General features: G+C 56.6%; 11 protein-coding genes. 6 read left to right on the top strand and 5 right to left on the bottom strand.

Annotated elements, in window-relative coordinates:
- Positions 1-232 precede the first annotated feature (232 nt).
- The 3 genes from ACFSOY_RS10595 to ACFSOY_RS10605 are packed head-to-tail and all read left to right on the top strand — an operon-like array spanning position 233 to position 3933.
- The gene (locus tag ACFSOY_RS10595; RefSeq protein WP_386046409.1) at positions 233-1846 is read left to right on the top strand and encodes an OPT/YSL family transporter; all 1614 of its coding nucleotides are present in this window, start codon (positions 233-235) and stop codon (positions 1844-1846) included.
- 23 nt (positions 1847-1869) lie between these two features.
- Complete coding sequence (locus ACFSOY_RS10600; protein ID WP_386046410.1) at positions 1870-2931, top strand: DUF917 domain-containing protein; 1062 nt, start codon at positions 1870-1872, stop codon at positions 2929-2931.
- 54 nt (positions 2932-2985) lie between these two features.
- Positions 2986-3933, top strand: a complete 948-nt coding sequence (locus tag ACFSOY_RS10605) for a DUF1177 domain-containing protein (RefSeq protein WP_386046412.1) — start codon at positions 2986-2988, stop codon at positions 3931-3933.
- Between the two features lie 45 nt (positions 3934-3978).
- On the opposite strand, the gene ACFSOY_RS10610 is transcribed toward ACFSOY_RS10605, so the two are convergent.
- Positions 3979-4602, bottom strand: coding sequence for a kinase (locus tag ACFSOY_RS10610; RefSeq protein ID WP_386046414.1), 624 nt, complete (start codon positions 4600-4602; stop codon positions 3979-3981).
- 143 nt (positions 4603-4745) lie between these two features.
- Between ACFSOY_RS10610 and ACFSOY_RS10615 the strand changes: the two genes are divergently transcribed.
- On the top strand, positions 4746-5321 hold the full coding sequence (locus ACFSOY_RS10615) for a TetR/AcrR family transcriptional regulator (protein ID WP_386046416.1): 576 nt from the start codon (positions 4746-4748) through the stop codon (positions 5319-5321).
- A gap of 151 nt (positions 5322-5472) precedes the next feature.
- Positions 5473-7572: an MMPL family transporter gene (locus ACFSOY_RS10620; protein ID WP_386046418.1), complete on the top strand. Its 2100-nt coding sequence runs from the start codon at positions 5473-5475 to the stop codon at positions 7570-7572.
- Between the two features lie 229 nt (positions 7573-7801).
- On the opposite strand, the gene ACFSOY_RS10625 is transcribed toward ACFSOY_RS10620, so the two are convergent.
- Complete coding sequence (locus ACFSOY_RS10625) at positions 7802-8902, bottom strand: threonine aldolase family protein (RefSeq protein ID WP_386046419.1); 1101 nt, start codon at positions 8900-8902, stop codon at positions 7802-7804.
- Between the two features lie 236 nt (positions 8903-9138).
- Here ACFSOY_RS10625 and ACFSOY_RS10630 point away from each other — a divergent pair, with 236 nt between their 5' ends.
- Positions 9139-10203, top strand: coding sequence for an alpha/beta fold hydrolase (locus ACFSOY_RS10630; protein ID WP_386046421.1), 1065 nt, complete (start codon positions 9139-9141; stop codon positions 10201-10203).
- A gap of 303 nt (positions 10204-10506) precedes the next feature.
- Here the strand turns inward: ACFSOY_RS10630 and ACFSOY_RS10635 are convergent, their stop codons facing one another.
- From ACFSOY_RS10635 to ACFSOY_RS10645, 3 genes are read right to left on the bottom strand one after another with little or no spacing between them, the layout of a single operon-like run.
- A complete protein-coding gene (locus ACFSOY_RS10635) occupies positions 10507-12048 on the bottom strand; it encodes an alpha/beta hydrolase (protein WP_386046423.1) in 1542 nt (513 codons plus the stop codon).
- A 22-nt stretch (positions 12049-12070) separates the two neighbouring features.
- On the bottom strand, positions 12071-13099 hold the full coding sequence (locus ACFSOY_RS10640; protein WP_386046425.1) for a FecCD family ABC transporter permease: 1029 nt from the start codon (positions 13097-13099) through the stop codon (positions 12071-12073).
- Positions 13092-14099 (bottom strand): FecCD family ABC transporter permease, encoded by a 1008-nt coding sequence (locus ACFSOY_RS10645; protein WP_386046427.1) that lies wholly within the window; start codon positions 14097-14099, stop codon positions 13092-13094. The genes ACFSOY_RS10640 and ACFSOY_RS10645 overlap by 8 nt, the downstream gene beginning before the upstream one ends.
- Between the last annotated feature and the right edge of the window lie 5 nt (positions 14100-14104).

A 14104-nucleotide genomic window follows, 5' to 3' on the forward strand; every position in this document is an offset into this window, starting at 1 on the left:
AGAATTGAAAGAATCTATCGGGAAGGGGGAAATTTCTCACGGGCAGACGGTGCGTCCGCATCGGTCTGTTTCTGTTCCAACATCATGAAGACGCTTCCAATGTTCAGCAAACTAAGAGAATCCCTTTTCCTCGACACAGCAAATAATACCAGTATCACAAGCAGCTCGAACTCAGCAAACGATGACCGTTCTTCATGACATCATCCAGTTGATCAATAAAGGAGGCTCTACGATGGCCAAAGATCAGTCACCACGAAAAAAACACCCTTCCGCTTTTGAGCCCTTTTCCTTAATTTTAAATATTGCCTTATCTGTCTTCGGGGCAATCATCGGCATGCAGTTGATCACCTCGCTCGGGGTCACGCCGAGCACCGCGATCATCGGTGCGATTGCGGCGATGCTGATCGCGCGGATTCCGATGCAGATCTTCTCCAGGTTCCGCTCGGTCCACCGGCAAAACCTCGTGCAGACCTCGATCTCATCCGCCACCTTCGGCGCGGCAAACAGCTTGCTGATTCCAATCGGGATTCCATTTGCGATGGGCAAGCCGGAGTTGATCATCCCGATGCTGATCGGGGCGGGGTTGGCGATGTTCGTCGATACCGCTCTGCTGTACAAGCTGTTTGACTCCAAAGTCTTCCCGGCCTCTGGCACGTGGGCGCCGGGCGTCGCGACCGCCGAGGCGATCATCGCCGGCGACAAGGGCGGCAAGCGCGGGATGCTGCTCGGTGTCGGCACCGCGACCGGTCTGCTCGGCTCCTATCTTGGAATTTCGATGTCGGCGTTCGGGGTTGCTTTCATCGGGAACATCTGGGCACTGGCGATGTTTGGCGTCGGGCTGTTGCTCCGCCAATACTCCGTTCCGATGTTTCAGACAGACATCAACACGCTCTACGTTCCTCACGGCTTTATGATCGGGGCGGGCATCATCGCCCTCTTCCAAGTGGCGATGATCATCTTCAAAAAGAAAAAGCCTGCCGCAGCAACGTCGAACGGGACAGCGCAAGCGGAGGAAGAATCCTATACGCTGAGCGACAAAACGACTTCGCGCGTCCTAGGCTTCGGCTTTCTGGCCTATCTGGTCGTGGCGCTGATCGTCGCCATCGCCGGCGGCCTGATCACCCACATGTCGTTTGGCATGCTGATCGGTTTCCTGATCTTTGCCGCATTCGCCGCCTTTGTGCATGAGTTGATCGTCGGGATCGCCGCCATGCACTCCGGTTGGTTTCCCGCCTTCGCCATCGCCCTGATCACCCTGATCATCGGGATGATGATCGGCTTCCCACCTGTTGCGCTCGGCTTGCTCGTCGGGTTTAGCGCGGCGACAGGGCCTGCGTTTGCCGATATGGGCTACGATTTGAAAACGGGCTTCATCCTGCGCGGCAAAGGTGCCGATCCAGAGCTGGAACGAGAAGGGCGCAAGCAGCAGTACATCACCGGCCTGATCGCTTTTGGCGTTGCTTTGATCACCGTCGCCGTTTCCTACAAGAGCTTCTTTGCCCAAGGTCTGATCCCACCTGTCGACAAGGTGTACGCAAGCACGATCGAGGCGGGCGCCTCTCCTGAGATCGCCAAGCAGTTGTTGCTGTGGGCGATTCCGGGCGCGATTCTGCAACTGTTCGGCGGGCCCAACCGGCAGATGGGCGTGATGTTCTCCACCGGTCTGCTGATCTTGAATCCGAACGCAGGCTGGGCGGTCTTGGCGGGGATTTTGATTCGGAGCGTCGTGCTGAAGCTGCGCGGCAAACAGGCGGAAAGCACGCTCAGCGTTCTCGCCGCCGGGTTTATCGCCGGGGACGCGATCTACAGTTTCTTTAACTCGATCTTTAAATTTGCGAAAAAATAGATAGAAGTGGGGGGAGCATGCAGATGGCAAGAATCGCATTGGACAGCGCGATGATGGAAGCGGCCGTGTACGGGGGAGCTGTGCTCGGCGGCGGCGGTGGCGGCTGGATCGAAGATGGGATGGAGACGGGACGGCTGGCCCTTGAAGTGGGCTCACCCCAACTGTATACAGCAGATGAGATGAACGACGAGGACCTGCTGGCGACCGTTGCGCTGGTCGGTGCGCCGGCAGCTGAAGATCAGTATGTCAAGCCGATGCATTATGTGCGCGCTTTACAACTGCTGGAAAAGACGATTCAACAGCCGATCAAAGGGATCATCACCAACGAAAATGGGGCGGGAACAACTGTCAACGGCTGGTTTCAGGCGGCTGTGACCGGACTGCCAGTGATCGATTTGCCCTGCAACGGCCGCGCCCATCCGACAGGTACGATGGGCGCGATGAACCTCCATCAGGTCGATGGCTACATTTCCCATCAGGCGGCAGTCGGCGGCAAGGACGAGCGCTATCACGAAGTGTGCGTCAGCGGGCATCTGCAGCAGGCGGCAGGTCTGGTTCGCAAGCTCTCGGTGGAAGCGGGCGGATTGGTCGTGGTGGCGCGCAACCCGATCAGCGTTTCCTACGCTCGTGAACACGGAGCGCAGGGCGCCATCCTGCAGGCGATCGAAGTTGGACAAGCGCTGCTCAGCGCCAAAGGGGAAGCGGCGATCGAGGCTGTTTGCCAAAAGTTGGGCGGTCGCGTCATCACGGCCGGTCTGGTGGACGAGTTCGAGTTGACCACGGCGGGCGGATTTGATGTGGGCCGCGTCGTGATCAAAGGTCACGAGATGACGTTCTGGAACGAGTACATGACGCTCGAACACAAAGGGGAACGACTGGGGACGTTCCCCGATCTGATCATGACGCTCGATGCGCAGACAGCAAAACCGATCGTCTCGGCAGCGCTGGAAAAAGGACAGAAGCTCGCCGTCATCCACGTTCCGAAAGAGCGGTTGATCCTCAGCGCGACCATGCGCAACCGCGAATTGCTCGCCGCGGTCGAGAGCGCCGTCCACAAAGAGATACTTTCCTATGTTTTTGGCTGATGCGGTTGCATCCGCGTCAAGAGAATACACCGTTTGATTCAGGGAGGAGCTACCATGTCGTTAAAACAAACCATCACCGCTTTTGAGACGATGGACAGCGCCTATGTGACGGGCGGAACCATCAAAGATCTGTTCGCTTCTTACCCGGACGTTGCGGTCACCGTGCAGACTGTTGCAGGCGAAGAGGGCAGCACCGATTTTGTCAAAATCATCGTGCCTGGGAAACAGGGCAGATCGACAGGAGGCACCGCTCCTACGCTGGGGATCATCGGTCGCTTGGGCGGAATCGGGGCGCGCCCCTCGCGGATCGGTCTGGTGTCCGATGCGGATGGCGCTGTGGCTGCGGTTGCAGCTGCCCTGAAGCTTGCTGAGATGCAACAAAACGGAGATGTGCTGGTCGGCGATGTGATCATCAGCACGCACATCTGCCCAGATGCCCCCACGCAACCGCACGAACCGGTCGATTTCATGGGGTCGCCCGTCGATATTTTGACGATGAACCAGCATGAGGTGCTCGAAGAGATGGACGCGATCCTCTCGATCGACACGACAAAAGGAAACCGCATCATCAATCACAAAGGGATCGCGATCTCGCCGACCGTCAAGGAAGGCTACATTTTGCGGATCAGCGAAGACCTTCTGCGGCTGATGGAGATGACCACCGGACAGCTTCCGGTGACATTCCCGATCTCGCTGCAAGACATCACGCCGTATGGCAACGACCTGTTCCACATCAACAGCATCCTGCAGCCGTCTGTCGCCACAGACGCACCTGTGGTCGGCGTTGCGATCACCGCGCAGACGGCCGTTCCCGGCTGCGGGACAGGTGCGAGCCATGAGACGGACATCGCGCTCGCCGTCAAGTTTGCGGTCGAAGTGGCCAAAGAGTATACCGGCGGCATCACCACATTTTTTGATCAGGATGAATTTGCGCAGATCATCAGCCGCTACGGTTCGATGAAAGTCTTTCAGACGATGGGCAACACAGCGGTCAAATCATAGCATGCGAAACAGGGAGACGGTAGATCTCCCTGTTTTTTTGCTCGCTCAGCTCGAACGAACGACACGATCTGCCTGTTGGAGCGGTTTCTCCGTGTCGAGATAATAGTCTTCTGCCGCCCAGTACCGCCTTCTGTATCGCTCGATCCGCTCCTGATCGGCGATGTCCTGCCCTCCTCTGCCCGTCACCCGTGCAAACCTTGTGCTCCGCGGGCAGTCGATGTAGAGCACATGATCAAAAAAGCTCCGCCATTCCTTCCGCTGCAGAAAAACCCCTTCGATGAGCAAAATCCCCCGATCGGGCACGCGCACCGTTCGAGCAGTCAGCAAATCTCGATCCGCATCGTACACATCCAGCTCCAGTTCGGTCGCTCCTCGTTCCCAGCTCCGAAACACTCTCTCCGCAAGGCTCGCGACGTCCCACTGCAAAAAATAATGTTCGTACCACTCTGCATGGCCGGTCTGATAGCGCATCTTGCGCACTGTGATCAGATCATCGAGATGCAGAACGGTCGAACGAACGCCGTGCTTGTCCAGCTCGCTTGCAAACTGCTTCGCCAGCGTGGTCTTGCCCGATCCACTCAGGCCATCGATCCCCACGAGCAATCGCTCTCCATCCTGCATGTTGTTCAAAACTGCTCGTAGCGACTCGCCGATCATCCGATTCTTCACCCCTTTTTCCGTCCAGTATAGCAGACGCGAGTTTGGAAAAAACGACCGGTAAAAAGCGCCCTGATGATGCTTGACGCCATCTGCTCCCTTTCGTGCTCATACACTGCCTCATCTTCCTTTATAATAGGGGGTGAGGTGAGAATATGGCACGTGAAAGAAAGTTCACGACAGATCGTTTATTTCAAGAAGTGAAGCATGTGCTTCTTGAGCACGGATATGAAGGGTTTACGTTTGGACATGTAGCGGAGCGGCTCGATATCTCAAGAGGCGCGCTGTACAAATATTATGAGAACAAAGAAGAGCTGATCACCGACTTTATGATCTACGAGATGGACAATGCCTTACAGGATATTCGGATGATCGAAACGCATCACGGGTTTGAGGCGCAGTTCGATTGCTTGCTAGAGGTGATCTTCGAACATAGCATGATGCATCAGATCTTGAGCATGGCCCACCAGTTAAAAGGCAGCTCCAATCAAAAGGTGCTCGAAAACAAAAGCAGATTGCACGAGTTTCACACGAGCCTCTATCAGATCCTGCAGCAGTTTATCGATCGCGGTCGCCAAGAAAAAGTGCTGAAGGAGCATCTGCCAGACGAACTGTTGCTCGGCGTGATCATCCAGATGATCAACATTCCCAACCATGTAGGCGTGCAAAAAGAAGCATGGATTCGCTCGGTCAACGAGATCTTGCGCCACGGAATGTTCGAAAAAAATTAATTGACACTTGTGTCACCAATTCGACATAATGATAGTGACATAAGTGTTACCTACTCGGAATCCGCTTGCTCGAAAGTCGGAGTAGAACGATCGGCTGGCGAATGATCGACAGCCGTTTTCTTTTTGTGCTCGATGGAAGGAGGAACTTACGATGAAAACGATCATGCGCAAAGTGACCGATTTTACGGCGACGAAAAAAGGAATGTGGATCACGCTGAGCATCTGGCTGGTCGCGACGATGCTCTTGGCGATGTTGGCCCCCGGAGCCAAGCAGTACGAAGTTTCCAGCATCGATTCATTTGCCCAAGACGCCCCCTCGGTCCTCGCGCAAACGAAGATCGACCAGCATTTTGCAGACACCGATGAGATTCCAGCCCTGCTGGTGTTTCAGTCGAAATCAGGGGAGCTGAAGCTGGAAGAGCTCTCCGCCGCGCTGGAAAAGATCGGCGCAGAACAGATTGACGGTCTGAAGAAAGTCATCTCCTTAGCAGGATTGCCGCCACAGGCGACGGCAAGCTTTTTCTCCGCAGATAAGACGACCGCCGTGATCCCGATCAGCTTCGACGCTTCCCTCGGGTCGAAAGAGCTGAGCGAAAGACTTGATCAGATCAAAAGCGTCGCAGATCGATCAACCCCGCTGTCGCTCAACATCACCGGCCCTGCTGGCATCGCGGCCGACTCGCTCAATCTGTTCTCCAGAGCGGACATCGTTTTGCTGCTCTCCACGATCGGCCTGATCCTGATCTTGCTGATCGTGATCTACCGCTCTCCGCTGCTCGCCCTGATCCCACTGGTGGCAGTTGCGTTCGTCTATGAGGTGGTCAATCAACTGCTCGGGCTGCTCGGCAAGGCGGGAGTCGAGCTGAGCAAACAATCCTTATCGATCATGTCGATCCTCCTGATCGCTGCGATCACCGACTATTCGCTGTTCGTGTTCTCAAGATTCCGCGAAGAGCTGAAAAATCATCAGAGCAAGCACGATGCGATGAAGTTGGCGATGCGCGAAACGGGAATTCCCGTCTTTTTCTCCGGCGGTACCGTCTTGGTGGCGATGCTGATCCTGTTCTTTGCCGACTATGGCGACTCGCGCAACTTTGCCCCGATCTTCGGGACGGCGATATTTGTGATCATGCTCGCCTCCGTCACCCTGGTGCCCGCTCTGTTCACCCTGTTCGGGCGCAAGTCCTTCTGGCCCAAAATACCGAAAGTGGGGGACGCGCAGATCGTTCACAACTCGCTGTGGTCAAAAGTGGGACGCTTTCTCGTCAAAAAACCGTTGGCCTCCGCGCTGTCCATCCTGTTGTTGCTCGTCCTGGCGGCCAGCAATATGTTCAACCTGACGTATGAGTTCGATACGATCAAATCCTTCCCGAGCGACATGCCATCCCGCGTCGGCTATGAGCTTTTGCAGGAGAAGTTTGAAAAGGGCGATCTCGCACCGACAACCGTCCTCTTCGAATCGGAGAAGGAGCTCTCCAAAGCGGAGCAAGAAAAACTGCGCGATACGCTATCCGCACAGCCGCTGGTCAACAATGTCAGGCTGAGCGGTGTATCCGACGATGCAAAAGCGGTTCGGTACAGCCTGACCTTTGCCGATAATCCGTATGCGGCCGCGACGCTAGACGCGCTGCAGATGATGCGCGACGAATCGGCTTCTCTGCTCAAAGCGAACGACCTTGCGGGAGAGCTGTATTTCGCTGGGGAGACCGCTACAAAAGTGGACGACCGCGCGGTCAACAACCGCGACCTGCTCGTGATCGTCCTGATCGAATCGGTCCTGATCTTCGCCATGCTCGTCTTCTTGACCCGATCGCTGAAAATGCCGCTCTATATGATGGGGACGATTTTGCTCTCCTTCCTGTCTGCAGTCGGGATCGGCATTTTCCTGACCGAGCTGATCTTCGATATCGATGCGGTGAGCAACAGGGTTCCGCTCTATACGTTCGTCTTCCTCGTCGCGCTCGGCATCGACTACAACATCATCCTGATCTCCAGGTTTATGGAAGAGCGGAAGAAACACCCGGTGAAAAAAGCGGTGGAGATTGCGGTCGCCTCGACTGGTGGCGTCATCTCTTCGGCAGGATTCCTGCTCGCCGCGACGTTTGCGGTGCTGATGACTCAGCCGATTCAAGTGTTGTCCACCTTCGGCTTTATCGTCGCGATCGGGATCTTGCTCGACACGTTCCTGATCCGCGGCATCCTGCTTCCCTCTCTGATCGTCCTGTTCGAAAAAGAAAAACCTGCCCAGTAAGGGCAAGCCGTTGCACCAGAACCCATTCATTCAGACCTCCTCCGCACCGTTTGCGAGGAGGTCGTTCTTTTTTCTACGGACGCTCCTTCCTGTCGGTCGTCCCACACGAAAAAACCACAGGCCTGAAAACCAGCGCCTGTGGTCGACTAGGAAAACTCTTTTCTGATGTTCCGCACGGACAGCCGCTTGCGCTCAATCGAACTTGGCTGCTCCGCCCACTCCTCGCTCCTCAGCTCAGATCGTTCTCCCGCAGTCGCTGATCGAGCAGTTGAAACGCCTTTTCGATCTCCGCTTTCGGCACCTGTGCATAGCGATCCCCGATCCCTACCTCATAGTAGCAGATCGTCTGATCATACTGCTTCACATATGGGGTCAGGCCAATGCCCGTGTCCTGTTGGACGGAGAGCAGCGCTGCTTCCACCTGTTCGATCGGCAGCTCAACATGCACATGAAACATGTTTGAGACGGGCACTTCTGGCACCGTTTTGACGCGATGGCAACGATTGTAGAGGGCGGCCAACTCCTGCGCCTGCTCATAATACTGCCCCATCTTCGACCGCCGCTGCTCGAAATAATGATCGGCGCTGATGATATACGGGTAGAGGCTGATCAGCTCCCCGCCGTAGCGATGCTTCCACACTCGCGCTTCCTTCGTGAAATCCCCATCGCCCGCCAAGATCGCGCCGGCGATCCCTCCGACCCCCTTGTAAAACGACATGTAGACGCTGTCGAACAGCTGGCAGACCTCGGCGGCCGACTTTTGGTAATAAGGCAGGATCTCCATCAGCCGAGCGCCATCCAGATGCAGCTTGATCCCCTTTTCGCGACAGTGCGCGGAGATCGCCACCAGCTCTTCGTAGGCGGGCAGTTGTCCGCCGATCTCCCGCTGCGGCAATTCGAGCAGGATACAGGCGACCTCCTCTTGGATGTTCAGCACATCTTCGAGGCGAACGATCCTGTTTTTCGCACAGAGCAGCACCGTCTCGATCTGGTGCAGCTCTTTCAGCCCGTCCTCTTCATGAATCTCCAGATGGGCCAGCGGGTGATAGGCGACTCGTTTGATCCCTTTCCGATCGGACCAGACTCGCAGCGCGATCTGCTGTGCCATCGTACCGCTGGGGAAAAAGATGGCAGTCTCTTTGCCTAAATACTCTGCTATTTTCGATTGGAAGTCTTCGATCAGCTTTCCATTGCCATAAGTGTCGCCCTCGACGCTTCCTTCGATCTTCTCCAGCGCATCCAGCAAAACCTGGACGTTCCGCTTCGCATGTCCCCCCAATGGATAGGTGGCCTGCTGAAACGATTCGAACAGCCGAATTTTCCCCGTCATCTTCGCTGCATCTCCCTTCCCGTTCTCCTCCTGATAAAATTGCGCTTGAGCAAAATCACTCCTGCAACCTGTACGTTCATCTTACCATACCGCTTTGCATCCGGCCTGATCGGTTGTCGGCCAGCTGCTTCGCATTGCAGGGCTCCCTCGTCTCGACCTGCTCCTACCGTTGTCTTTGCGAGATGGCAATCTTATAATCAGGTTATCATTTCCATTCGAAAGAGAGATTTGATGCGATGATATTGCTCAGACGAAAGCCGATCCGCTGGTTGATCTTCCTCCTTTGCTCGCTTCTGCTGTTCTTCTTTTTTCCGACGTGGACGCCCGACATCAAAGCTCCTGACGGGGCTGCGCTTCCAAATAGCATCTCGACGCTGGAAGAGATTGAGCTGGGCGGCATCAAACAGTCGATTCTCCTCCGCGGGAAAGATCGGAACAATCCGATCTTGCTCTTCCTCCACGGTGGCCCCGGCTATCCGAAGATCGCCTATGCGCGGAACTACCAGCGCGAGTTGGAAAACGATTTTACGGTCGTCAACTGGGATCAGCGCGGCTCGGGGAAGTCGTATCATCTGAGTCTGACAGACGAAGATCTGCAGGTCGAGCGCCTGATCGAAGACACGATCGAGCTGACGCGCCACTTAAAGCAAAGATTTAACCAGCCCAAAATTTTTATCGTCGGCCACTCGTGGGGCAGCCTGCTGGCCACCTGGACCGTTCAAAAAGCGCCTGAACATTTCTATGCCTATATCGGTGTCGGACAGGTGGCGAATTCGCAGCTCGGTGAAGAGCTGTCCTATCGATTCGCGCTGGAAGAAGCGAGGAATCGAAGCGATGAGCAGGCGATCGAGGAGCTCGAATCGATCGGATCGCCGCCCTATCAAAACCCCCGTGCCGATGCGACGCTCGAACGGAAGTGGGTCAGCGCTTTTGGTGGATCTGAACGAAAGAGCGACACCTATCGAGAGATGATCAAAGGGATCTTGCTCGCCCCCGAATATTCATGGGCGGATGGGATTTGGCTGGCTCTTGGCGATTCGTTTTCCCGCCAGGCGATTCTGCCCCAGACCGCATCGACCAATCTGTTCGAAACGGTCCCTGAGCTACAGGTTCCGGTCTATCTGTGCATGGGAAAATATGATTATATGACCCCTTCAGAAGTCGCGTACCGCTATTATCAGCAGCTGATTGCGCCCGACAAACAGTTTATCTGGTTTGAGGAGTCGGCTCATTTTCCCCATTTTGAAGAGGTGGAGAAGTTCCATGACCTGATGCTGGAGATCAAGGAAAAGACCCTGTAGGTGCCTTCGACTCCTCCAGCCAAGTCTGTCTGACCAACAAGAAACCTCCTTTGCGCTGTTGGCGCTGCGGAGGTTTCATCTTTTTGTGATCGATCGCGCAGCTAGGTTATCTTGAGCGCTCTCCTCCACCTGCCGCCTCGCTTCGGCGAGCAGCAGCGAGCGCGACTCTGGTGTGCAACAAAAAGGCGACCACGAATCGCTCGTGATCACCCCACGTCTACAATTTTGATCGAACATCTCCAAAGGCTCGTACAACGCATGTCGATCAGGGAAGCGCAAGCATGGTCTTGCGGAGCGCTGCGCCTACTTCTGCAAGATAAACCGCAACATCGGACTGATCAGCGGGTGAATCACCGAGACGTGACCCTCCCCCTCAAAACTGCGATGCTCGACACGGAGCCCCAACTCCTGATAGGGTGCGAGCATCCTGTAGAGGCGCTCCGCATCTTCCACCATCGATTGCTTCTCCTCCGCACCGATCGCGATCAGCAGATCAGCCTGTGCCTCCGCACCGAGCAGATTCGCTTCCAGCTCGGGCAACCTTTGCAGCAGGTGATGACCTTTCCACCAGACGGACGGGCTTCCGGCGATATAGTAGCGAAAGGCGGCCGGCTGGGAAAACAGCACATGGAGCGCAAAAAATCCTCCCAGCGAATGGCCGAACAGCGCCTGTTGCTGCCGATCGATCGGAAAGCGCCGCTCGATGGCAGGCTTCAGCTCCTCTTCGATAAAGGACAGAAACAGCTCCGCCCCGCCCGTCTCCGGCCACGGCGAACCGTCTGGGCGCTGCCTCAGCTCAGACGTGTCCGCCTGCACCGTGTAGTCATAAAACCGTCGATCGGTCACGATCGGACCCACAGCATCATAGGCGATGCTGACGATGATCGCCGGCGGGAGACCCCGCGGCGGGCGCGTCTGCAGCCGTATCGCCTCTGCCAGCGACCCGAAGGATGCGTTGCCATCGAGCGAGTAGAGAACCGGATACCCTTGCTCCGGCGGCGGTGTGGTCGGCACCGCCACCAAGATGCGATACTCGCGGCCGGTGCGCTTCGCATGCATCAGCCACTGCTCAGTTCCCGGGATGCTGTAGGCTGCCACCCGCATCTCCGCTTGAACGGGGAACAGCCATTGCAGCGCTTCTGGAAACCGCTTGGTCATAAAAAGGTCATCATGCGTGCCTTCAGGCTCGACCACAAAGCGAACTTGCGAGGCGGGAATCCCTTTTTCGAGCAACAGCGCATAGGCGTTTCGCGTGTTCTGCACCATATCCTTCTGCGCGTTGTGCTTATAGATCCCCTCACAATCTCCGACCGACATGAACAGGCGAATCTCCTTCGCCAAATCCCCTTGCTCTTTCATGTAGGCCATGACGCCCTCATACCAGAAAGAGGCGGACAGCAGGCCGATCCTGCCGAACGTCTCCGGTCGCCAGTAGGCGGCAAACAGCGAGATCAGCCCGCCGAGCGAGCCGCCGATGATCGCGGTGTGCTCCGCTTCCCGCTTGGTGCGATACTGCTGATCGATCCAGGGTTTGATCAGATCGGCGACCTCGTCCACATAGGCGCGCCCAATGCCAGCAAACGGCGGAATGCTGTCCACAAGCGGCAGTGCCGGCCACGGGGTGTATTCGTCATTTCTGTTGTGCGACGCGATCCCGACCAGAATCAGCTCGGTCAGTCTCCCTTGAGCAAACAGGTGATCCAGATAGTTGATACATTGCGCAAACTGATCGCCGCCGTCTTGGATGTAGGCGACCGGATAACGACCTTCCGACTCGCGATAAGAAGGAGGAACGTATACGGTGAGCTCTCGTCCTTCCACCGTCATTTTATGCAATCGCTTCATAGGTCCTCCTCTTGAAACACCTTTACTTTCTCTTATTGCTGCGCATCAGCAGATAGACGTAATAGGGCACGCCGATGACGGAGATGACGATGCCGACCGCAAGCTCTGCCGGCGCAAACACCGTCTTGCCGATAAAGTCGCCGATCATGACGAGCGCCGTCCCGATCAGACCGCTGATCGGAATGATGCGCAGATGCTGAATGCCGACCAAGCGCCTCGCCAAGTGTGGCGCGATCAGCCCGACGAAGCTGATGCTGCCGGCAACAGATACGCTCGCGCTCACCAGCCCGATGCTGCAGAGCAGCAGCACGTTTTTCTCCCGTTCCACAGAGACGCCCAAGCTTCTGACGCTGTCTTCCGCCATCTGAAACAGATCCAAGATGTGCGCGCGGAACATGAGGATCGGCAACAGCAGGATCAGCCAGGGCAGCACGGTGACGACAAACTTCCAGTTGGCGCTGTGCAAGCTGCCCGCCAGCCAGGCGACCGCCATCTCGAAGTCGTTCGGATTCATCTTCAGCGACACGTACATCGTGATCGCGGAGAATCCGGAGGCGATCGCGATCCCGACCAGGATCAGCCGCTGCGTGTCCAGCCTGCCGCCATGCATGGCGAACAGGTAGATGAGCGCCACGGCGATCAACCCGCCGACCAGCCCGAACATCGGCATCGTCAGCACCGCCAGCCAACCGGTCTGCTGCATCGTCCCTTGGAACAGCAGCATGAACAGCACGATCGCCATCCCCGCTCCCGCATTGATGCCGAGGATGCCAGGGTCGGCCAGCCCGTTTCGCGTGATGCCTTGGATCACAGCGCCTGCCGCACCGAGCGCAAAACCGACCAAAGCGCCCAGCACGATGCGCGGAAGTCGAAACTCGAAGACGACCATCACGTGCGCTTCGTCCTGATCGATCCGCAGCAGCGTCTTGACCACTTCGAGCACCGACATGTCGAACGTCCCGTTGGTCAGGCTGAGATAGAGGGCGACCGCGATGATCGCCAAGCAGATCGCCACGACTGTCAAATAGCGTGGGAGCGATTGGTTACGCATGTCGCCCGCCCCCTTTCGTCCTGATCAGGTAGAGGAAGAAAGGAACGCCGAACAGCGCGGTGACGACGCCGATCGGCGTCTCAAACGGCGCGTTGACAAATCGAGAGATGATGTCGCACAGCGCCAAGAACAGCCCGCCGAGCGCCGCGGAGACTGGGATGATCCTCCGGTAATCAACCCCGACCAGAAACCGCGAGATGTGCGGGATGATCAGGCCGATAAAGGCGATCTTGCCAGCCAAGGCGACCGATATGCCGGTCAGAATGACGACTGCCAACATCGAGATCAGCTTGACGATCCATGTGCGCTGGCCGAGGCCGGCAGCCACATCCTCGCCGAGCGAGAGGACGGAGATCGACTTGGAGATCCCGATCGCCAGCGCCAGCCCGACGATCGCGAACGGAATCGACAGCTTGATCAGGGCAGGGTCCATCTGGTCGAGCCGAGCGTTGTACCAGAAGCTCACGTTTTGCGAGATCTGAAAATAGCTGGCGGCCGCCGCCGAAACCCCGCTCAAGAAAGTGCCGATGATCGTGCCGAGAATGGCCAAGCGCACAGGTGTCAGTCCGCCTGGGATCAGCCGGGCGATCCCAAAGACCATGCCCGCGCCGAGCGCCGAGCCGATCAGCGAAAACGTGATCAGCAGCGTGGAGGGCGCATCTGGCAGAAAGACCATAAACAGCGTGACGACAAAGACAGACCCATCCGAGACGCCCATGATCGAAGGAGAGGCGAGATCGTTTCGAGTCATCCCTTGCATCAGCGCGCCGGATACTGCCAGAAAGGCACCGATCAGCATCGCGCCGATCACTCTGGGCAATCGAGAGCTGATGATGATCTGATGATCCACATTTTCCGGGTCAAAATGTATGAACGATTGCCAGATGATATCTGCCGTGATCTGCTTGGCCCCGTAGAGGATGGAGAAAAAACAGAGCAGAACAGCAAGAACCGGGGTCATCACCAGGATGACCCCCGGAAGTGAAATTTTGAATCGCATCTGCA

Source organism: Tumebacillus lipolyticus (assembly GCF_042682745.1).
GTDB lineage: Bacteria > Bacillota > Bacilli > Tumebacillales > Tumebacillaceae > Tumebacillus_A > Tumebacillus_A lipolyticus.

Coding starts and splice junctions, on each gene's coding strand:
- ACFSOY_RS10620 (WP_386046418.1), top strand. CDS start 5,473: ATGAAAACGATCATGCGCAAAGTGACCGATTTTACGGCGACGAAAAAA.
- ACFSOY_RS10600 (WP_386046410.1), top strand. CDS start 1,870: ATGGCAAGAATCGCATTGGACAGCGCGATGATGGAAGCGGCCGTGTAC.
- ACFSOY_RS10605 (WP_386046412.1), top strand. CDS start 2,986: ATGTCGTTAAAACAAACCATCACCGCTTTTGAGACGATGGACAGCGCC.
- ACFSOY_RS10630 (WP_386046421.1), top strand. CDS start 9,139: ATGATATTGCTCAGACGAAAGCCGATCCGCTGGTTGATCTTCCTCCTT.
- ACFSOY_RS10615 (WP_386046416.1), top strand. CDS start 4,746: ATGGCACGTGAAAGAAAGTTCACGACAGATCGTTTATTTCAAGAAGTG.
- ACFSOY_RS10645 (WP_386046427.1), bottom strand. CDS start 14,099: ATGCGATTCAAAATTTCACTTCCGGGGGTCATCCTGGTGATGACCCCG.
- ACFSOY_RS10625 (WP_386046419.1), bottom strand. CDS start 8,902: ATGACGGGGAAAATTCGGCTGTTCGAATCGTTTCAGCAGGCCACCTAT.
- ACFSOY_RS10635 (WP_386046423.1), bottom strand. CDS start 12,048: ATGAAGCGATTGCATAAAATGACGGTGGAAGGACGAGAGCTCACCGTA.
- ACFSOY_RS10595 (WP_386046409.1), top strand. CDS start 233: ATGGCCAAAGATCAGTCACCACGAAAAAAACACCCTTCCGCTTTTGAG.
- ACFSOY_RS10640 (WP_386046425.1), bottom strand. CDS start 13,099: ATGCGTAACCAATCGCTCCCACGCTATTTGACAGTCGTGGCGATCTGC.